This is a genomic window from Ruegeria sp. CDSA221, assembly GCF_059611825.1.
The window spans coordinates 1-17,822 of record NZ_JBXWPK010000006.1 but is presented as its reverse complement, the minus strand read 5'-3'; the positions used below and the strand labels follow the sequence as shown (position 1 = coordinate 17,822).

The 17,822-nt window shown below is 56.3% G+C and carries 21 protein-coding genes; 12 read left to right on the top strand and 9 right to left on the bottom strand.

Annotated features, from left to right (window positions below):
- Nucleotides 1-74 precede the first annotated feature (74 nt).
- Nucleotides 75-488 carry a MerR family transcriptional regulator gene (locus AC2FJ5_RS11045; protein WP_281972282.1) on the top strand — a complete coding sequence of 138 codons (414 nt, stop codon included), beginning with the start codon at nucleotides 75-77 and terminating at the stop codon, nucleotides 486-488.
- 15 nt (nucleotides 489-503) lie between these two features.
- On the opposite strand, the gene AC2FJ5_RS11040 is transcribed toward AC2FJ5_RS11045, so the two are convergent.
- The gene (locus tag AC2FJ5_RS11040; RefSeq protein ID WP_496793375.1) at nucleotides 504-923 is read right to left on the bottom strand and encodes an HIT family protein; all 420 of its coding nucleotides are present in this window, start codon (nucleotides 921-923) and stop codon (nucleotides 504-506) included.
- A gap of 81 nt (nucleotides 924-1,004) precedes the next feature.
- Complete coding sequence (locus tag AC2FJ5_RS11035; RefSeq protein ID WP_496793374.1) at nucleotides 1,005-1,760, bottom strand: glutathione S-transferase family protein; 756 nt, start codon at nucleotides 1,758-1,760, stop codon at nucleotides 1,005-1,007.
- 188 nt (nucleotides 1,761-1,948) lie between these two features.
- On the opposite strand from AC2FJ5_RS11035, the gene ctaD reads away from it, so the two are divergent.
- The 3 genes from ctaD to AC2FJ5_RS11020 all read left to right on the top strand — a co-directional run bounded on the left by ctaD (nucleotide 1,949) and on the right by AC2FJ5_RS11020 (nucleotide 4,897).
- Nucleotides 1,949-3,622 (top strand): cytochrome c oxidase subunit I, encoded by a 1,674-nt coding sequence (gene ctaD, locus AC2FJ5_RS11030; protein WP_142634476.1) that lies wholly within the window; start codon nucleotides 1,949-1,951, stop codon nucleotides 3,620-3,622.
- A gap of 139 nt (nucleotides 3,623-3,761) precedes the next feature.
- Nucleotides 3,762-4,361 carry a 2-hydroxychromene-2-carboxylate isomerase gene (locus AC2FJ5_RS11025; RefSeq protein ID WP_142634478.1) on the top strand — a complete coding sequence of 200 codons (600 nt, stop codon included), beginning with the start codon at nucleotides 3,762-3,764 and terminating at the stop codon, nucleotides 4,359-4,361.
- Between the two features lie 44 nt (nucleotides 4,362-4,405).
- On the top strand, nucleotides 4,406-4,897 hold the full coding sequence (locus tag AC2FJ5_RS11020; protein WP_496793373.1) for a DUF2244 domain-containing protein: 492 nt from the start codon (nucleotides 4,406-4,408) through the stop codon (nucleotides 4,895-4,897).
- Nucleotides 4,898-4,918: 21 nt separating this feature from the next.
- On the opposite strand, the gene AC2FJ5_RS11015 is transcribed toward AC2FJ5_RS11020, so the two are convergent.
- A complete protein-coding gene (locus tag AC2FJ5_RS11015; protein ID WP_142634482.1) occupies nucleotides 4,919-5,398 on the bottom strand; it encodes a GatB/YqeY domain-containing protein in 480 nt (159 codons plus the stop codon).
- 184 nt (nucleotides 5,399-5,582) lie between these two features.
- Between AC2FJ5_RS11015 and carA the strand changes: the two genes are divergently transcribed.
- Together carA and AC2FJ5_RS11005 are read left to right on the top strand one after the other, a co-directional pair.
- Nucleotides 5,583-6,749, top strand: a complete 1,167-nt coding sequence (gene carA, locus AC2FJ5_RS11010) for a glutamine-hydrolyzing carbamoyl-phosphate synthase small subunit (RefSeq protein ID WP_496695060.1) — start codon at nucleotides 5,583-5,585, stop codon at nucleotides 6,747-6,749.
- A 73-nt stretch (nucleotides 6,750-6,822) separates the two neighbouring features.
- Nucleotides 6,823-8,694, top strand: a complete 1,872-nt coding sequence (locus AC2FJ5_RS11005; RefSeq protein ID WP_496793371.1) for a glycosyltransferase — start codon at nucleotides 6,823-6,825, stop codon at nucleotides 8,692-8,694.
- A 3-nt stretch (nucleotides 8,695-8,697) separates the two neighbouring features.
- On the opposite strand, the gene AC2FJ5_RS11000 is transcribed toward AC2FJ5_RS11005, so the two are convergent.
- A complete protein-coding gene (locus AC2FJ5_RS11000; RefSeq protein WP_142634488.1) occupies nucleotides 8,698-9,345 on the bottom strand; it encodes a GntR family transcriptional regulator in 648 nt (215 codons plus the stop codon).
- Nucleotides 9,346-9,444: 99 nt separating this feature from the next.
- Between AC2FJ5_RS11000 and AC2FJ5_RS10995 the strand changes: the two genes are divergently transcribed.
- The 3 genes from AC2FJ5_RS10995 to AC2FJ5_RS10985 all read left to right on the top strand — a co-directional run bounded on the left by AC2FJ5_RS10995 (nucleotide 9,445) and on the right by AC2FJ5_RS10985 (nucleotide 11,694).
- On the top strand, nucleotides 9,445-10,089 hold the full coding sequence (locus tag AC2FJ5_RS10995; RefSeq protein ID WP_142634490.1) for a pyrimidine 5'-nucleotidase: 645 nt from the start codon (nucleotides 9,445-9,447) through the stop codon (nucleotides 10,087-10,089).
- Nucleotides 10,090-10,174: 85 nt separating this feature from the next.
- The gene (locus tag AC2FJ5_RS10990; protein WP_496793370.1) at nucleotides 10,175-10,423 is read left to right on the top strand and encodes a hypothetical protein; all 249 of its coding nucleotides are present in this window, start codon (nucleotides 10,175-10,177) and stop codon (nucleotides 10,421-10,423) included.
- A 74-nt stretch (nucleotides 10,424-10,497) separates the two neighbouring features.
- Nucleotides 10,498-11,694: a UbiH/UbiF family hydroxylase gene (locus AC2FJ5_RS10985; RefSeq protein ID WP_496793369.1), complete on the top strand. Its 1,197-nt coding sequence runs from the start codon at nucleotides 10,498-10,500 to the stop codon at nucleotides 11,692-11,694.
- Between the two features lie 10 nt (nucleotides 11,695-11,704).
- Here AC2FJ5_RS10985 and AC2FJ5_RS10980 read toward each other — a convergent pair whose 3' ends face one another.
- Complete coding sequence (locus tag AC2FJ5_RS10980) at nucleotides 11,705-12,832, bottom strand: aminotransferase class V-fold PLP-dependent enzyme (RefSeq protein ID WP_496793368.1); 1,128 nt, start codon at nucleotides 12,830-12,832, stop codon at nucleotides 11,705-11,707.
- A gap of 229 nt (nucleotides 12,833-13,061) precedes the next feature.
- On the opposite strand from AC2FJ5_RS10980, the gene hutC reads away from it, so the two are divergent.
- The gene (gene hutC / locus AC2FJ5_RS10975) at nucleotides 13,062-13,763 is read left to right on the top strand and encodes a histidine utilization transcriptional repressor HutC (RefSeq protein ID WP_496793367.1); all 702 of its coding nucleotides are present in this window, start codon (nucleotides 13,062-13,064) and stop codon (nucleotides 13,761-13,763) included.
- 7 nt (nucleotides 13,764-13,770) lie between these two features.
- On the opposite strand, the gene AC2FJ5_RS10970 is transcribed toward hutC, so the two are convergent.
- Both AC2FJ5_RS10970 and AC2FJ5_RS10965 read right to left on the bottom strand, forming a co-directional pair.
- Nucleotides 13,771-14,229: an Lrp/AsnC family transcriptional regulator gene (locus AC2FJ5_RS10970; RefSeq protein WP_496700067.1), complete on the bottom strand. Its 459-nt coding sequence runs from the start codon at nucleotides 14,227-14,229 to the stop codon at nucleotides 13,771-13,773.
- Nucleotides 14,226-14,681, bottom strand: a complete 456-nt coding sequence (locus AC2FJ5_RS10965; protein WP_271946422.1) for an Lrp/AsnC family transcriptional regulator — start codon at nucleotides 14,679-14,681, stop codon at nucleotides 14,226-14,228. Before AC2FJ5_RS10965 ends, AC2FJ5_RS10970 begins: the two co-directional genes overlap by 4 nt.
- Before the next feature lie 132 nt (nucleotides 14,682-14,813).
- Between AC2FJ5_RS10965 and ilvC the strand changes: the two genes are divergently transcribed.
- On the top strand, nucleotides 14,814-15,836 hold the full coding sequence (ilvC, locus tag AC2FJ5_RS10960) for a ketol-acid reductoisomerase (RefSeq protein WP_496793366.1): 1,023 nt from the start codon (nucleotides 14,814-14,816) through the stop codon (nucleotides 15,834-15,836).
- Nucleotides 15,837-15,876: 40 nt separating this feature from the next.
- Here the strand turns inward: ilvC and AC2FJ5_RS10955 are convergent, their stop codons facing one another.
- Nucleotides 15,877-16,221 (bottom strand): hypothetical protein, encoded by a 345-nt coding sequence (locus tag AC2FJ5_RS10955; RefSeq protein WP_496793365.1) that lies wholly within the window; start codon nucleotides 16,219-16,221, stop codon nucleotides 15,877-15,879.
- Nucleotides 16,222-16,298: 77 nt separating this feature from the next.
- Here AC2FJ5_RS10955 and AC2FJ5_RS10950 point away from each other — a divergent pair, with 77 nt between their 5' ends.
- On the top strand, nucleotides 16,299-17,207 hold the full coding sequence (locus AC2FJ5_RS10950) for a DMT family transporter (protein WP_496690750.1): 909 nt from the start codon (nucleotides 16,299-16,301) through the stop codon (nucleotides 17,205-17,207).
- Here the strand turns inward: AC2FJ5_RS10950 and AC2FJ5_RS10945 are convergent.
- On the bottom strand, nucleotides 17,204-17,822 hold a 619-nt coding region (locus AC2FJ5_RS10945), incomplete at its 5' end, for a phosphohexomutase domain-containing protein (RefSeq protein WP_496793364.1). The two genes, AC2FJ5_RS10950 and AC2FJ5_RS10945, sit on opposite strands and share 4 nt — an antisense overlap.

Below are 17,822 nucleotides of genomic sequence, written 5' to 3'. Positions count from 1 at the left end.
CAGATCCTTGTTTTGAACTGCCATCTTATGTAATTCCTCTAGTCACTAGAGGTTCAAGAGGCAAAAAGCACAAAATGTACTCAATCGGAGATTTGTCGCGGCAAACCGGGGTCAAGGTGCCCACGATCCGTTTCTATGAGGAAAAAGGCTTGTTGGCCAAACCGTATCGGACGGCGGGCAATCAGCGCAGATATGACGAGACTGCTCTGAAACGCCTCCAATTTATCCGCCACTCGCGTGATCTGGGCCTGCCTTTGCCGGATGTCGAGGCGTTGCTTTCTTTGGAAGGGGCGCAGGGGGCGGATCTGGACCATGTTCATGAAATCGCGGATCGTCAGCTGACTGAACTGCGCAACCGGATAACATTGCTGCGCAGCCTTGAGGCCGAACTGGAACGCATCACAGCCGCCTGTGACGGCACCCACGACCATGTATGTGAAGTGCTGAACGCGTTTGGCGACCATAGCAAATGCCTTGGATCGCACTGATCCTGTAGCGGGTGATCAGGCCAGCGCGTCTTTGATTTTACCGGCGTTTTTAGCGATCAGGTCAAAATCACCCATATTGCCCGGTGGTCGCATCGAAACGCCTTCGTGCCGCGGCAGAACGTGGAAATGCAGATGAAACACTTCTTGCCCACCTGCAGCCTCGTTGAACTGTTGGATGGTGACACCATCCGCACCAAACGCCGCTTTCACCGCCTGCGCCATCTTCTGAACCGTTGAGATCACAGAAGCAAGCTGTTCTGGGCTGGCATCCAGCACGTTGCGACAAGGCGTTTTCGGGATCACCAGCATATGCCCGTCCGTGCGCGGCATGATGTCCATGAAGGCCAGTGTGTCGTCGTCTTCATAGACCCGGTTTGCAGGGATTTCACCACGCAGGATCTTGGCGAAAATGTTATCGGGATCATAGGCAGACATACTCGGCCTCCGTTTGGACGTTTTTCATGAGGTGTTTGTGCGGTGCCGCACCTTGGCGGTCAAGACGCAATGCACATGCGATCAGAGCGACAAAGGTGTTTCCAGAAAATCGCGGTATACCCTGTCCCGATGCAACAGCAAACCTGCCGAAAGAGTATCCCTTACAGGATCGGGTATATGCTCGAAAACCTTTCGGGTACTCAGCCGCATAGCACACAACTCTTCCGGCAACGGTGCGAACAAAGCCATGAAGGCAGCGCAATAAATATCTGCTGCAGTGAGCGTGTTGCCAAACAGAAAATCACCACTTTCTGTGAGCTTGCTACTGACGCGTTTCAATATCCCATCAGCGCGATCGGCAGCCATTTCACCTGCTTCTGTATCATAGCCGTATTTCTTGCCAAGATAGTCGGCAATCTTGGGATGGAACCCACCTTCTTGGCCTCGCATACCAGCATGGATTTGCTGAAGCCGCCTTTGCCAACCCAATCCATTTGGGGCCGCAAGTAAGTCAATGAAGGCGAGAATGTCGGGCGCCATTGATGCTGGCAACAAATCTGGTTCAGGCGCGATTCGTTGTGCCAAGGCGACAATATCGGCCGTTTCGGAAAGCGGTACTTCATCTTTCCAGAACACAACCGGTGCGCTGTCCGTTTGCGCCCAGATGGTCTGCGCCCGGTCCTGATGGTCAAGATAAACTGGCAGCCAAGGCAGACGCTTAACGTGAAAAATACCCTTTGCGGCTTCGCTCCAAGGGCTTGGCACACCTCCGACAACGATCATGCGTAGCCCGGTGGCCGCCTGAGCCTTTTCGGTCGTCACGTAGTTCAGAACCATCCGGTCTCCTCCATTTGCCGAAAGTTGTGCTCTTTTTCGAAGCCCTGCAACCGGCACCCGCGACAATTAATCTTGATCCAGATCAAACTCGACCATTGAAGGTCGCCCCCACGCAATCTAAAACCAGCAGGAATCCCGCGCGTTGGAGAGGTCCGACAGCGCGGTGTAGTTGCAACAGGAGGCACCTAATGGCAGACGCAGCCATTCATGGTCACGACCATGAAGACCAGCGCGGGTTCTTTACCCGCTGGTTCATGTCGACCAACCACAAGGACATCGGGATTCTGTACCTGATCGTCTCGGCCCTGGCCGGTCTAATCTCGGTTCTGATGACTGTTATCATGCGGATCGAATTGATGGAGCCCGGGGTACAGCACATGTGCATGGAAGGGTTCCGCTTGTTCGGCAGCGGTGCCGAGCTCTGCACTCCGAACGGGCATCTGTGGAACGTGATGATCACCTACCACGGTGTTCTGATGATGTTCTTCGTGGTCATCCCTGCCCTATTCGGCGGATTTGGCAACTATTTCATGCCGTTGCAGATTGGCGCGCCGGACATGGCGTTCCCGCGAATGAACAACTTGTCCTTCTGGCTCTATGTCGCCGGTACTTCGCTGGGCGTGGCCTCGCTGCTGAGCCCCGGTGGTAACGACCAGCTTGGTTCGGGCGTCGGCTGGGTTTTGTACCCGCCGCTGTCGACGAGCGAGGGCGGCATGTCCATGGACCTTGCGATCTTTGCCGTGCACGTATCGGGCGCCTCCTCGATCCTCGGCGCGATCAACATGATCACCACCTTCCTGAACATGCGTGCCCCGGGCATGACCCTGTTCAAGGTGCCGCTGTTCAGCTGGTCGATCTTCATCACTTCGTGGCTGATTCTTCTGTCGCTGCCGGTTTTGGCAGGTGCGATCACCATGTTGCTAATGGACCGCAACTTTGGTTTCACCTTCTTTGATCCGGCCGGTGGTGGTGATCCGATCCTGTATCAGCACATCCTGTGGTTCTTTGGCCACCCAGAAGTGTACATCGTGATCCTACCTGGATTTGGCCTTATCAGCCACATCATCGCGACCTTCTCGCGCAAGCCAGTCTTCGGTTACCTGCCGATGGTTTGGGCACTTATTGCGATCGGTGTACTGGGCTTTGTCGTGTGGGCACACCACATGTACACAGTCGGCATGTCGGTCCAACAGCAAGCCTACTTCATGCTGGCAACGATGGTCATCGCGGTTCCCACCGGCGTTAAAGTCTTCTCGTGGATTGCCACCATGTGGGGCGGCTCGATCGAGTTCAAGACACCGATGCTGTTTGCCTTCGGCTTCCTGTTCCTGTTCACCGTTGGCGGTGTGACCGGTGTGGTTCTGTCGCAGGCTGGTATCGACCGCGCCTATCACGACACATATTATGTGGTTGCACACTTCCACTATGTGATGTCGCTGGGCGCAGTGTTTGCGATCTTTGCTGGGATCTACTTCTACTTCTCCAAGATGACAGGCCGTCAGTATTCAGAGTTCTGGGGCAAGGTTCACTTCTGGCTGTTCTTCATCGGCGCCAACTTGACCTTCTTCCCGCAGCACTTCCTGGGTCGTCAGGGCATGCCACGTCGCTACATCGATTATCCTGAAGCGTTCGCGCAGTGGAACTATGTCTCGTCGATTGGCGCCTTTGTATCCTTCGCCTCGTTCCTGCTGTTCTTTGGTATCGTGTTCTACGCCTTGTTCCGTGGCGCACGTGAGACCCGGAACAACCCGTGGAACGAATACGCGGATACGCTGGAATGGACCCTGCCCTCGCCGCCGCCCGAACACACGTTCGAGCAGCTGCCCAAGCAAGAAGACTGGGACAAGGGCCACGCGCACTGATCCCTCTGAACCAACAGAAAACCCCGCCAAGTTGGCGGGGTTTTTCATTTCTAAGTGGCGTGCCACCGGAAATTCGCCAGATCGGTCAAAATAGGGTACTCTGGTAAAGGCAAAACAATCGGCAACCCCGAGGGTTCATATGCCCGATCTTGATTTCTGGTACTCTATCGGAAGCACCTACAGCTTTCTGACGATCATGCGTCTGGACGATTGGTGTTCTGAACACGATGCGTCCGTCACATGGCGGCCGTTCAATGTACGCACAGTGATGTCGCAGCAGAAGAACATCCCCTTTGCAGGGAAACCCGTCAAATCCGCCTATATGTGGCGCGACATTGAGCGTCGGGCGGCTAAGTACCATATGCACGCCCAGCTTCCTGCGCCCTACCCCATTTCTGACCTTGCCTTGGCAAATCAAGTAGCGCTGTTGGGAATGGAAGAAGGCTGGGGCAAGAACTTTACGCAAATTCTATATCGGATCTGGTTCGAAGAAGGTGTAGAGGCCGGTAGCGAAACCGCCCTGTCCGAAGCGCTACACCGCAGTCAGCAAGATCCCCGACTGATCCTGTCCCGCGCGCGCAGCCCCGACATTGTCGCCGCACTTGAGGCGGAAACACTACGCGCAATTAAGCTGGGCATTTTTGGCGCCCCAAGCCTGGTTGTGGGGAACGAAGTCTTTTGGGGGGATGATCGGCTGGACGATGCCCTTTCGTGGGCCCGCGTCGGGCACGTCATCTGAATTTTCAGCGTCGACTCGGACACTCTTTGAGCTATCTTCCGACCATGCCCTACAGATGGAATCAAACCACCACTTCAGAACTTGAATTGCGCCTGTGGCCGCATAACTCACTGCCGCGTCATTGGGCGGTGCGAGTTGTGTTTGGGGTCTTTCTGTTCGGGCTGATCCCACTTTTGGCCGTGCTTGGCTCGGCCTTGCTTTGGGGGTTGCTGCCCTTCCTGCTGCTAACAGTTATTGGCCTTTGGCTGGCGCTCCGGTCAAACTATCGGGCCCGTAGCATATTCGAAGTCCTGACTCTGACCGGGACACAGGCGCATCTGATACATCATGACCCGCGACAGGGGCAGCAGGAATGGGCCTGTAATCGCTATTGGGCCCGCCCCGAGATCCATCAGAGCGGCGGCCCGGTTCCGAACTACGTCACCCTCAAGGGTGAAGGTCGCGAAGTCGAAATCGGCGCATTCCTGTCCGAGGAAGAGCGGATTGCGCTTTACGATGACCTCAAAGAAAAACTGCGCGAACCAGTCGCGCAGTAAACTTTCAGCATGTCACGGCAGTCAGCCGCTGGCAGCCGCACAAAGCTGATCTTTGACCATGGGCCCAACTTTCCCAAAGTCCATCTGGCCAGTATAGCGTGTCTTGAGCTCGCCCATGACCTTGCCCATATCCCGGATCGACCCGGCACCAGTGGCCGTAATCGCTGATTGGATGGCTTTCGTCACCTCATCGTCGTCCAGTTGCTCGGGCAGGAATTCTTCTATGACTTCTATCTCGCGCAGTTCACGCTCCGCCAGATCGAGGCGTCCACCCTCTTCGTAAGCACGCGCACTTTCCTTACGCTGCTTGGACATTTTCCCTAGAATTTCAAGAACTTCGGCATCACCGCAACCCTTGGCTTCCTCGTTGACCGCAGCACGAGACGCGATATCCCGGTCCTTGATTGCTGCATTGATCAGACGTAGGGTCGACAGACGCTCGGCGTTCTTGTCTTTCATTGCTTGCTTCAGGGCGGAATTCACCCGTGATCGCATATCCATTTAGTTTGTCCATCCCCATGACAAAAGGAACCTCGACCATATCGAAACAAAAAGCGTGATACAACCGGGGGCCTCAACATCTAAGTCATTGATATTGCTCAATAGCCCAAAAATTGAACACACTTGACCCAAGCGCATAACCCCCTTAGGTATGCGCCGATTTACCCTGCAGGAGAGTCGCGCTATGGCCCAGAACGCCCCGTCCAAGCCCACCGCATGTCTGGCTTTGGCCGATGGAACACTGTTCTACGGGGTCGGTTTCGGCGCCACAGGCCAGACCGTGGCCGAGCTGTGTTTCAACACCGCAATGACTGGCTATCAAGAGATCATGACCGATCCTTCTTATGCCGGGCAGATCGTGACCTTCACTTTCCCTCATATCGGAAATGTTGGCGTGAACCCCGAGGATGACGAAACCGGTGATCCTGTCGCGGCCGGAATGGTCGTCAAATGGGACCCAACCGAACCGTCCAGCTGGCGGTCTGCAGAAGAGCTGAAATCATGGCTTGCCCAGCGTGGGCGTATTGCCATTGGCGGTGTCGATACCCGCCGGTTGACCCGCGCAATTCGCCAGCAAGGCGCACCTCATGTGGCATTGGCCCATGATCCTGAGGGCAATTTTGACATCGAAGCTCTGGTTTCGGCTGCGCGTGGCTTTGCCGGGCTTGAAGGTATGGATTTGGCCAAGGAAGTGACTTGTGCGCAAAGCTATCGCTGGGATGAGATGCGTTGGGCCTGGCCAGATGGCTATAAACGGCAAGAGGCCCCAGTACATAAGGTTGTGGCACTGGATTTCGGGGCAAAGCGCAATATCCTGAGATGCCTTGCCTCGACCGGGTGCGATGTCACTGTGCTGCCCGCAACGGCCACCGCGGCTGAGGTTCTGGCCCATAGTCCCGACGGCGTATTCCTGTCCAATGGCCCCGGTGATCCAGCGGCTACGGGTGAATACGCAGTACCGATGATCAAAGAGGTATTGGACACCACCGACCTACCCGTATTCGGGATTTGCCTTGGTCATCAGATGCTTGCGCTGGCCCTTGGCGGTCAGACTGTCAAGATGAATCACGGCCACCACGGGGCGAACCACCCGGTAAAAGATCTCGAGACTGGGAAGGTGGAAATAACGTCTATGAACCATGGGTTTGCGGTAGACGCTCAAACCCTTCCCGACGGTGTCGTTGAGACTCATCGTTCGTTGTTTGATGGTTCAAACTGCGGAATTCGCATGACGGATCGACCGGTCTATTCGGTACAGTACCACCCAGAGGCATCTCCGGGCCCACAAGACAGCTTCTACCTGTTCGAGCGGTTCTCGCATGCGATGGCCGCCCGGAAGGCACAGGCATAATCATACAGTCTTAACGGCCTATTAACCTTAATCGCTCCACCCTGACGCAGATTACCATGTCTGGGTTGATTGAATGGTTGAACTGAACCTGCAGCATTTCGCATCGGCCGCGCCGATTTCTGCAACGGTGCGCAAGCCTTTGGGGGCTTGCCTGATCGACCGCGGGCTACTTTCGAACCATCAGTTGCAAAAAGCCCTGCACCTGCAATCCAGACAAAATGTTGCACTGGGCGAAATCCTGGTCGGCGAAGGCTGGGTAGATCGGTCCGAGGTTCTGACGGCGCTGTCTGAACAAACAGGATTGCAGATCGCGGACCTGGATCTGCATCCACCAAATCCGGACCTTTGCAAAACCCGCCCCGCCAGCTTTTGGCTGGATCACAACATCATTCCCTGGATGCGCATCGGTCCCATTCTGCTGGTCGCTACCGCCAATCCCGATCAATTCGACGCAGTTCGCAAGCAGTTGGCAAAGGAAAAGCAAACGATCATACCCGTGCTTGCCGATGCGGACCGGATCGACGATGCAATCGCCAGCATTTTCTCGGAAAGCCTTGCTGAAAAGGCTGAAACCCGTGTGGCAATAGCTCAGAGTTGCCGATCCTGGACTCGGCACTCGCGTATTGGGCCGATTGCCATAGTGCTTGGCCTCGCCACACTGTTCCTGGCGCAACCCATTCCGGGGCTGCTGGCTCTGGTCGTTTTGGCCGTAACGTCGCTTGTATTATTCCTGACATTGCGACTGGCGGGATTGCTCTCGTTTCTGTGTTACAAAGGAAAACGCCACAGTCAGACCGCCACCACGCTTCCTCTTCGACTGCCTCGCGTTTCCATTATGGTCCCTTTGTACGAAGAGCGAGAGATTGCTGGCGCTCTGATCCGCCGATTGCGACGTCTGACATATCCCAAAGCTCTTTTGGACGTCATTCTGGTTTTGGAAGAAACGGATATGGTAACCCGTGCAACCCTGGCCAAAATCGAGCTGCCCTGTTGGATCCGCACGATCGAAGTACCGGCACTAAGCGGGCTGACGACAAAACCGCGCGCGATGAACTATGCGCTGGATTTCTGCCGTGGTGACATTCTAGGCGTTTGGGATGCCGAGGACGCCCCTCTTCCCGATCAAATCGAACGCATCGTCGGACATTTCACCCAAGCCAGTGAAGACGTCGTCTGCTTGCAAGGCGTTCTGGATTATTACAACCCGCGCACCAACTGGCGGTCTCGCTGCTTTACCATCGAGTATAACAGTTGGTTTCGGGTCATTCTGCCTGGCATTGCCCGGTTGGGACTGGTGGTTCCACTTGGTGGTACAACCTTTTTCTTTCGTCGCGAAAAGCTGTTGGAACTGGGCGGTTGGGATGCCCATAATGTGACCGAAGACGCGGATCTGGGCGTCCGCCTCAGCCGCGCGGGTTATCGGACCGAGATGGTTGATACCGCCACTTTCGAAGAAGCAAACTTTCGGGCCTGGCCTTGGGTCAAACAGCGTTCACGATGGCTCAAGGGCTTTATGGTCACATATCTTGTCCACATGCGCGCGCCGATCCATCTGCTGAAAGAGCTGGGTGTGCTGCGCTTCCTTGGGCTTCAGGCGTTTTTTCTGGGCACCGTCGGACAATTCCTGCTGGCCCCGGTTTTGTGGCTGTTCTGGCTTACCACATTCGGATTGGCCAGCCCGCTGGATCCCGTCATTCCGGGCAAGGTCATGACCATACTGATAGCTCTATTCGTATTTGCAGAGATCACGAATGTGACCATCGGGATACTGGCTGTCTCTGCCCGTGAAAGACGGTTTCTGATGCCGTGGGTGCCGACAATGCCGTTGTATTTCCCCTTGGGTGTGCTGGCAGCTTACAAAGCCCTTTGGGAATTGGCTATCAACCCGTTCTTCTGGGACAAAACCCAACACGGTCAAGCTAGTGAAGAAGCCTTCGACATGTGACCGTCAGCTTTCGCGACGAACCGCATCCTGCTTGAGACGCGTCATGAAAGCGACCGAGATATGCTCTTTCAACGCACGTTCCGCGGCTTGCTCGTCACGGGCGGCAATAGCCTCGACGATGCCTTTGTGTTCACTTTGCGCGATCTCACCGCGCCCGGAAACCGCAAGCGATGTCGTTGCCATCAAGGCCATTGTACGGTGCACAAGGTTCAGCTGTTGCACCAAATAGCGGTTGTGCGAGGCCAGATGGATCTGTTCGTGAAACCGCCGGTTCGCCCGAGACAGGGCGTTTGGATTGTCCACCAGCGCATCATCTTCGGCAACCATTTCCTGCAGCACCTTGATCTCTTCCTCGGTCGCGTGCTTGGCGGCCAAACTTGCAGCGAGACCTTCAAGTTCACGGCGAACGACATATAGCTCTGCCATCTGATTGTGGTCCAATGAGGCCACAATCAGCGAACGCCCGTCGCGTTCAAGCAAGGATTGGGTCTCTAACCGCTGCAATGCCTCGCGGATTGGCGTGCGCGAAACACCGAACCTTTCGGCCAGCTCGCTTTCGACCAGCCTGTCACCGGGCTTGTAGATGCCCACATCAATCGCTTCGAGAATAAGGCTGTAGGCGTCGCTGTTGGACTGCTTGGATTGGGGCATCTTTTGTTTTTCTCCTCGTTCGGACATGTCTATCCGTCTGCAGTGCGCACAATCAAGTACTGCATTGAAAACCTGCGCCGCGCGGCTTAAACGGCAGGCATGGTCAAACCTGCCTTCAGCCATGTCTCCCAATGGGTGTTCGATCTTGACAACACCCTGTACCCGCCGCATATGCGCCTGTTCGATCAGATCGAGGTGCTGATGACGGATTATGTGGTCCAGGCCATCGGCGTCGACCGGGCCGAGGCCGACCGGCTGCGATCCCATTACTGGCGCGAATATGGCACCACGCTGGCCGGGCTGATGGCCGAACATGATCTGGATCCCGACCCTTACCTGCATGCCGTGCATCAGGTGGATATGAGCCATATGGACCCGGACGTGGATCTGGCGGCACATATTCGTGCTCTGCCCGGGCGCCGCATTGTCTATACCAATGGCAGCGCGCCCTATGCCGAACGCGTCCTTGCGGCGCGTGGCCTCAGCGGTTTGTTCGATGCCATCTATGGGGTTGAGCATGCGGGATACCGTCCTAAACCCGAAAAGGCCGCATTCCAGGCCATCTTTGCGCAAGACGGAATCAAAGCAGAAAAAGCGGCCATGTTCGAAGACGATCCGCGCAATCTGGCGGCCCCGCATGAGATGGGGATGCGCACGGTTCATGTCGCGCCCGAACCGCACATGGCCGATCACATCCACCACCATACAGACGACCTGACCGCCTTTCTGGCCCGCCTGCGATAGGCTGTCACACTGCGACGATCTGCACGTACTGCGACCCGGGTGCCGCCCCTATATCCCAACTGCGACGAACAGAACGGAGACCCAGATGTCCGCAATCGAAATGCCCCCGCGCTTACCCATCTGGCAGCGCCTGCTATTTGCTGTTCCTCTGTTTGGCTGGATGGCGCGCGATGCGGCCGATGCAGATGGGGACGACTGGTATTACACCGCTGCCGCCATCTTCAGCATGTGGGGCTGTTCAGTGATGCTGTTTGGCTTGCCGGGCTTGTATATCCCCGCCGTCGTGATGGTGCCCGTGATATTCCTGATCCTCATCCTGATCTCGCGCGGCTGACCTGCGAGACAGGATGTCACTTGGCGCGGGAAGTCGAACCGCTCTAGGGTCGGGTCAGAACCAAAGAGGGCGCCATGAACGACCAGTGTGACATCCTGATTTCCGGCGGCGGAATTGCCGGTTTGACCGCAGCGGCGGCCCTTGGCGCGGCTGGATTCAATGTGGTCTGTGTTGATCCTACCCCACCTGTGACCCAGCGGGACGTGGACGGATCGGATTTACGGACCACCGCGTTTTTGCAACCAGCCCACGGTCTTTTGGAACAATGCGGGCTGTGGGAAAAACTCGACGCGCATGCCGCCCCTCTTCAGATCATGCGGATTGTGGATGCAGGCGGAGATGTGCCCGAGCCGCGCGTGGTGCGCGACTTCAATGCCGCGGATATCTCGGACCAGCCCTTTGGTTGGAACCTGCCAAACTGGCTCTTGCGGCGCGAAATGGTGGCCCGTCTCGCTGAACTGCCCAATGTCGAATTTCGCCCCGGAACGGGCACGGTCAGCTTGTTCACCCGTACAGCCGAAGCCCGCGTTGGCCTGAGCGACGGGACGCGCATCCGCTGTAAACTGGTGATCGCCGCAGATGGTCGCAACTCGCCCATGCGAGAGGCCGCCGGGATCAACGTGCACACCACGCGCTATGGGCAAAAGGCGTTGGCCTTCGCGGTTACACACTCGATCCCGCATCAGAACGTCTCGACCGAGATTCACAGGTCCGGCGGCCCGTTCACGCTCGTTCCCCTGCCCGACTGGCAGAGTCAGCCCTCGTCCGCGATTGTTTGGATGGAGCGTGGCCCGCGCGCGGTAGAGCTGTTGAACACCGATCCGGAAAGCTTTGAAGCGCTGATGACCGAACGGTCCTGCGGGTTGTTCGGTCCGTTGAAACTGGCTTCACGCCGAACAATCTGGCCGATCATCAGCCAATCGGCAGAGCGCCTTTCGGGCGAACGCGTGGCCCTGATGGCCGAAGCCGCCCATGTCGTGCCCCCCATCGGTGCGCAGGGGCTGAACATGTCCTTGGGTGATCTGCGATGCCTGCTGGATTTGGCACAGGCCCGTCCCGAGGGCCTGGGTGACGCGCGGATGTTGGATGCCTATCACAAAGCGCGTCACACCGAGATCGAGGCCCGGGTCAAAGGTATCGACCTGCTGAACCGCGCCTCGATGATCGAAGCGCGGCCTTTACGGGACATACGTGCAATGGGGTTGAACGCGCTGTATTCGCTGCCGACCGTGCGCAAGACGCTGATGCAGATGGGCCTCGGCGTCCGCTAACGCCCGATTGTCACAAAACCTGGTCCAGCACGCGCTTTAGACGCGCGATTGTGCCGTCAACATCGTACAGCTTGTCCAGACCGAACAGGCCCAGACGGAAGGTGCTGAACCCGTCTGGCTCATCACATTGCAAGGGTACACCAGCAGCGATCTGCATGCCCAAGGCGGCGAATTTGCTGCCGCTCTGGATATTGGGATCCGAGGTATAGCTGACCACCACACCCGGCGCACCAAACCCATCGGCAGCGACAGAAACAATGCCCTTCTCCTTCAGCATTGCCCGTACACCCTCCCCCAATGCCCACTGGGCGTCACGCAGTTTGTCAAAGCCATAGTCTCGAGTCTCAGCCATCGTGTCGCGGAAGGCTTTCAGCGCATCTGTTGGCATCGTGGCGTGATAGGCGTGACCGCCATTTTCATAGGCTTGCATGATCTGACGCCATTTCTTCAGGTCGACGGCAAAACTGTCCGAAGTCGTCTCCTCCAGCCTTGCCTCAGCCTGTTCGGACAGCATGACAAGACCCGCGCAAGGCGATGCGCTCCACCCTTTCTGAGGGGCCGAGATCAGGACATCCACACCCGTCGCCTTCATGTCCACCCATGCGCAGCCCGAAGCGATGCAATCCAGAACCATCAGCGCCCCAACCTCGTGGGCTGCGGCTGCCATCGCCGAAATATAGTCGTCGGGCAGAAGGACCCCGGCCGCCGTTTCGACATGCGGCGCAAAGACAACATCCGGGCGCCCATCGCGGATCGTTTCGATGACTTCCTCGATCGGAGCAGGCGCAAATGGGGACGTTGCCGAGTTGCCGGTCTGGCGCGCCTTCAGAACTGTTGCCGACGCCGTCAACCCACCGGACTCGATGATCTGGCTCCACCGATAGGAAAACCAGCCATTCCTGACCACCAGAACATTGGCATTGCGGGCAAACTGGCGCGCGACTGCTTCCATTGCATAGGTACCACCGCCCGGGATAACGGCCACACCGTCAGCGTTGTAAACGCCTTTCAGCATCTCAGAGATGTCGCGCATCACATGCTGAAACTGAACCGACATGTGATTAAGCGAGCGATCGGTGAAGACGACCGAAAACTCCTCTAACCCATTGGGGTCAATTTTGTCCAAAAGCGGGGGCATTGGTATTCCTTTCAAATTCCACGAAACGAGCGGGTGTTCGCAACTTCGCTCACTGCCTCTCAGTTATTACTGAAAATTGACCCAACGGAACCCGGTTTCCTAAGAAAATTTTAACGCCTCAAAGGCCCTATCGACAACTAATGACGCCAAACAGTGTCAGCAACCCTTTACACCCCTACGTGTTTCTGACCAGATACATACACTTTGGAGAAGAAAGGTATTTTCACTCGTGACTGCGCATAAGCGGATCAGTTTTCAGTTTGTACGTGACGAAGTAAAACGACGAATAGAAACCAGAGTTTGGCCACAGGGGTCGGTGCTGCCGACAGAAACCCAGTTGGCAGAAGAATTTAATTGTGCCCGTGCCACGGTAAATCGTGCTTTGCGGGAACTGGCAGATCAGGGCTTCGTTGAAAGAAAACGTAAAAGCGGAACGCGGGTCAAAAAAGAACCCAGCAAACACGCAAAACTGGAGTTTTCCCTGACCCGACTGGATGTCGAGGGGCAGAACTCCACCTATCGTTATGCGCTGGTCGAGCGTAATATCGTCTCCAGCCCCGGATGGCTTGCCTCTCAGTTAAGCGTCTCGCAAGAAGCGCGTGTTTTGCATATTGTCTGCATGCACTATGCAGACAACCGGCCGTTTCAACTGGAAGAGCGCTGGATCAATATCGACGCAGTTCCAGAAGTGGAACATGCTGACCTCGACTCCAAAGGCCCGCATGAGTGGCTGTTGCACGCCGCCCCCTTCACCGATGCTGAAGTCGCCTTTTGCGCGATTTCGGCAGATGGACGGCTGGCTGAATTCATGGGGACAACCTCGGGGACGTCCATGATCCAATTAGAGCGCACGACATGGAAAGACGGGCAGCCTATTACCTTTGCGCGCATGACACATCATCCCGGATATTACATCCGTACCAGGTACTGAAACGGGCCTAGCCGATAGGCCCGGGTAGCCTCTCTTCGCTCAGTAATACATTGGCTTCGACATCTCCGGCCCCGGGCAAAGTCATTATCCGGCGGCGCAGAACACGTTCAAAGTCCGAGAGATCCCGTGCCACGACGCGCAAACGGTAATCATAGAGGCCCAACACATGTTCAACGGTTTGAACCTCGGGGATCGCACTGACGGCGCGTTCGAAATCTTCAAGGCTGACCTGACCTTTCCGCGCTAACTTGACCCCCAGAAAAACTGTCACCCCAAACCCCAACGCTTCTGCATTCAAACGCAGGTGGCGCCCCTTTATGATCCCCGTCGTTTCAAGCCTCCGGATACGGCGCCACATCGCGGGCTGAGACAGGCCGAATTTACGCCCCAAGGCACCTGCGCTTTGCGTTGCATCCTGGATCAGAGCGCGCAGAATTTTGCGGTCGAGCTCATCCAATTCGGTCATAGCGGCAGCACCTCATCGCTTTTTACCCGCGCGATATGCATCAATGCCTCGATATCTGCGATATGTGGCAAAGTCAGGATACGGTCACGATACAGCTGCTGGTAATGTGCCATATCCTTGGCAAGCACAGATAAGCGCACATCCACACGGCCCAAAAAGGTCTGAATCTCGATCACCTCGGGAACCTCGCGCGCGACACCCATGAACTCGTCGAATGCACGCGGTTGGGTCTTATCCAGCGTCACCCGCAATGAAACCTCGACTGCATATCCCAATGCGGCCCAGTCAATGATCGCCTCTTGGGCTTGAATAATCCCGGCCTCTTGCATTTTTTCGATACGCCGCCAGCAGACACTTGTGCTGATGCGACAAAGCTCGGCCAACTCAGCGGTTGTCAGCGTCGGGTCGGCCTGGAAATGACGCAGAAGCCTGCGGTCAACATCATCAAGCATGATTTTTTCTTTATTTCTGTACTTCAAGAATAGATACTCGAGTTATCCTTGATAATTCAAGGGTAACAGTATCGCTATCCTTGGAAAATCGCCTTAAAACCCACAGCAATCGAAACAGAAAGGACCAGCATCATGCGCGTCTATTACGATCGCGATTGCGACATCAACCTGATCAAAGACAAAAAAGTGGCCATCCTGGGTTATGGCAGCCAGGGTCATGCACACGCGCTGAACCTGCGCGACTCGGGCGCGAAGAATCTGGTCGTTGCCCTGCGCGAAGGCTCGCCTTCGGCTAGGAAAGCCGAAGCCGAAGGCCTGGCGGTCATGGGCATTGCAGAAGCGGCAGCCTGGTGTGATGTCATCATGTTCACCATGCCCGATGAATTGCAGGCCGAAACTTACAAGAAATACGTGCATGACAACATCAAGCCGGGTGCTGCGATTGCGTTCGCCCACGGCCTGAATGTTCACTTTGGCCTGATCGAACCGAAAGCAGGCGTAGACGTCATCATGATGGCCCCCAAAGGCCCCGGCCACACCGTCCGTGGTGAATACACCAAAGGTGGCGGCGTTCCCTGCCTTGTGGCCGTTGACACTGACGCAACCGGCAAAGCGCTGGAAATCGGTCTGTCCTATTGCTCGGCCATCGGTGGCGGCCGTTCGGGCATCATCGAGACCAACTTCCGCGAAGAATGCGAAACCGACCTATTCGGTGAACAGGCGGTTCTGTGTGGCGGTATCGTCGAGCTGATCCGCTGCGGCTTTGAAACTCTGGTCGAGGCTGGTTATGCACCCGAAATGGCCTATTTCGAGTGTCTGCACGAAACCAAGCTGATCGTGGACCTGATCTATGAAGGCGGAATCGCCAACATGGATTACTCGATCTCGAACACTGCTGAATACGGTCAGTACGTCACTGGCCCGCGCATCCTGCCTTATGAGCAGACCAAGAAGGCAATGAAAGAGAGCCTGTCGGACATCCAGAGCGGCAAGTTCGTACGCGACTTCATGCTGGAAAATGCTGTGGGTCAACCCACCATCAAAGCATCGCGCCGTTCCAATGACGAGCACCAGATCGAAGTGGTCGGCAAAAAGCTGCGGGACATGATGCCCTGGATTTCGGCCGGAAAACTGGTCGATCAGGAAAAGAACTGATCCTATCGTGACGCCGCCCCCCCGGGGCGGCGTCATTCATTTAATGGGCGTCAAAAATTTCTATCGACGGCCCGCCAACAATATCCACATGGGTATACATCGGGTTGGAATGCTGCTCGAACTGCACCGGCTTGTCGACAACCACCGAGGGCCATTTCCCGGGCTTCTGACAGAGGAAGATGTTGAGCAGCAAATGGCTGGGATTGATCCCCTGCGGATTGGCGATAACCAACATGGGCTCAACCCCTGGATTACCAACCGTGACAATGCCCGTCACAATCAACCTAGCGGGCCCCGGAGGCATCTTGTTGTTCCAAACATACCAATCTCGTGAAGCCACATCGTCTCCGGGCTGGCAAACAGCATTCACTTCTTTGTAGTCCATAATTTGTCTCCAAATTCTTTTTCCAATACCCCTACAATACCACACTCGCAGCTAATTGTGACGAAGCAGGCAATACCATGAGCGAACCCTCTGAAATCACCAACAAAAACTGGCTTATGGTCGCTGTACTTGGCTTCATCTGGGGCGGCACATTTATGGTCGTGGCCATCGCGCTCGAAGGGTACGGGCCCGTCACAGTAGCAACAGCGCGCACTACTCTGGGCGCGCTCACCCTTATACTGCTGATGGGGGCGACGGGTCGCAAATTGCCAACAACCACGCGGGGCCTTTGGCCCTCAATCATCGTGATCGGCATTCTGTCGACGGCCCTACCTTTTTTGCTTCTCAGCTGGGGCCAGCAATATGTTCCGTCCGCCTTTGCGGGCCTGTCGATGGCGGCCATCCCGTTGATGGTGTTGCCACTGGCACATTTCTTTTCGGATGAGCCCCTCAACGCGCGGCGTTTTGTTGGCGTATCACTTGGATTTGCAGGCGCGCTGGTGCTGATTGGCCCTGGCCTTGCACAGCTTGGTCAAGGTGCGGAACCACTGGCACAGCTGGCCTGTATTGGTGCTGCACTGTGCTATTCCTGCGCTTCTATATTCACGCGCAGATGCCCCCCGGTCGATCCGGTTGTTCTGGCTGCGCTCACTTTGCTGGTCGGCGCGGCGATCTTGTTGCCCATCATGCTGGTAACCGAAGGGGTGCCAAATTGGCATGGCGCACGGCCTAGCCTCGCCATAATCGCATTGGGCCTTGTTCCGACCGCCTTTGCCACGTTGTTGCGCGTCTCGATTATTCGCAGCGCCGGGTCTGTTTTTCTGACGCTGGTCAACTACCAAGTTCCGATATGGTCGATGGTATTTGGCGCGTGGATTCTGTCCGAGGCATTGCCGATACGGTTTTACGTTGCTCTGGCGATGATCCTGACCGGGCTAGCGATCAGCCAGTGGTTCAGCCTGCGCAGAATGCTGGCCGGTCGCTAGCCTGCAACCGCCGCGACCTCAGCAACGATACTGTCAACGACTTGGGCCAACAGCTGATCATCTTCACACTCCGCCATGACGCGGATCAGAGGTTCAGTGCCGGATTTACGGATCAGTAATCGGCCTTTTCCTTTCAGACGCTCTTCGGCATCCGAGATTGCGGCTTTCACACCAGCTGTTTCCAGCGGGGCCTGCCCCTCGCCATAGCGCACGTTCTTCAACAGTTGCGGTACTGTTTCGAACTGAACCGACAGTTCGGATGCGTTGCGCCCGGAATGTACCATTTCAGCCAGGAAATGCAGGCCCGCCATGAGGCCATCGCCTGTGGTGGCATAATCGCTCATGACGATGTGGCCAGATTGTTCACCACCCAGGTTGAAATCTCCTTCACGCATCCGCTCGACTACATAGCGGTCGCCTACGGCCGTTCTTTCAAGCCTGAGCCCTTGCGAACCGAGATGGCGTTCGAGACCAAGGTTGGACATGACTGTCGCGACCAAGGCGCCGCCGCGCAAGCGGTCTGCCTTGGCCCAAGAGGTCGCTAACAACGCCATCAACTGATCGCCGTCGGCCACGTGTCCGTGCTCATCCACGATCACAACCCGATCGGCATCA

Coding starts and splice junctions, on each gene's coding strand:
- AC2FJ5_RS11045 (WP_281972282.1), top strand. CDS start 75: ATGTACTCAATCGGAGATTTGTCGCGGCAAACCGGGGTCAAGGTGCCC.
- AC2FJ5_RS11040 (WP_496793375.1), bottom strand. CDS start 923: ATGTCTGCCTATGATCCCGATAACATTTTCGCCAAGATCCTGCGTGGT.
- AC2FJ5_RS11035 (WP_496793374.1), bottom strand. CDS start 1,760: ATGGTTCTGAACTACGTGACGACCGAAAAGGCTCAGGCGGCCACCGGG.
- ctaD (WP_142634476.1), top strand. CDS start 1,949: ATGGCAGACGCAGCCATTCATGGTCACGACCATGAAGACCAGCGCGGG.
- AC2FJ5_RS11025 (WP_142634478.1), top strand. CDS start 3,762: ATGCCCGATCTTGATTTCTGGTACTCTATCGGAAGCACCTACAGCTTT.
- AC2FJ5_RS11020 (WP_496793373.1), top strand. CDS start 4,406: ATGCCCTACAGATGGAATCAAACCACCACTTCAGAACTTGAATTGCGC.
- AC2FJ5_RS11015 (WP_142634482.1), bottom strand. CDS start 5,398: ATGGATATGCGATCACGGGTGAATTCCGCCCTGAAGCAAGCAATGAAA.
- carA (WP_496695060.1), top strand. CDS start 5,583: ATGGCCCAGAACGCCCCGTCCAAGCCCACCGCATGTCTGGCTTTGGCC.
- AC2FJ5_RS11005 (WP_496793371.1), top strand. CDS start 6,823: ATGGTTGAACTGAACCTGCAGCATTTCGCATCGGCCGCGCCGATTTCT.
- AC2FJ5_RS11000 (WP_142634488.1), bottom strand. CDS start 9,345: ATGCCCCAATCCAAGCAGTCCAACAGCGACGCCTACAGCCTTATTCTC.
- AC2FJ5_RS10995 (WP_142634490.1), top strand. CDS start 9,445: ATGGTCAAACCTGCCTTCAGCCATGTCTCCCAATGGGTGTTCGATCTT.
- AC2FJ5_RS10990 (WP_496793370.1), top strand. CDS start 10,175: ATGTCCGCAATCGAAATGCCCCCGCGCTTACCCATCTGGCAGCGCCTG.
- AC2FJ5_RS10985 (WP_496793369.1), top strand. CDS start 10,498: ATGAACGACCAGTGTGACATCCTGATTTCCGGCGGCGGAATTGCCGGT.
- AC2FJ5_RS10980 (WP_496793368.1), bottom strand. CDS start 12,832: ATGCCCCCGCTTTTGGACAAAATTGACCCCAATGGGTTAGAGGAGTTT.
- AC2FJ5_RS10970 (WP_496700067.1), bottom strand. CDS start 14,229: ATGACCGAATTGGATGAGCTCGACCGCAAAATTCTGCGCGCTCTGATC.
- AC2FJ5_RS10965 (WP_271946422.1), bottom strand. CDS start 14,681: ATGCTTGATGATGTTGACCGCAGGCTTCTGCGTCATTTCCAGGCCGAC.
- ilvC (WP_496793366.1), top strand. CDS start 14,814: ATGCGCGTCTATTACGATCGCGATTGCGACATCAACCTGATCAAAGAC.
- AC2FJ5_RS10955 (WP_496793365.1), bottom strand. CDS start 16,221: ATGGACTACAAAGAAGTGAATGCTGTTTGCCAGCCCGGAGACGATGTG.
- AC2FJ5_RS10950 (WP_496690750.1), top strand. CDS start 16,299: ATGAGCGAACCCTCTGAAATCACCAACAAAAACTGGCTTATGGTCGCT.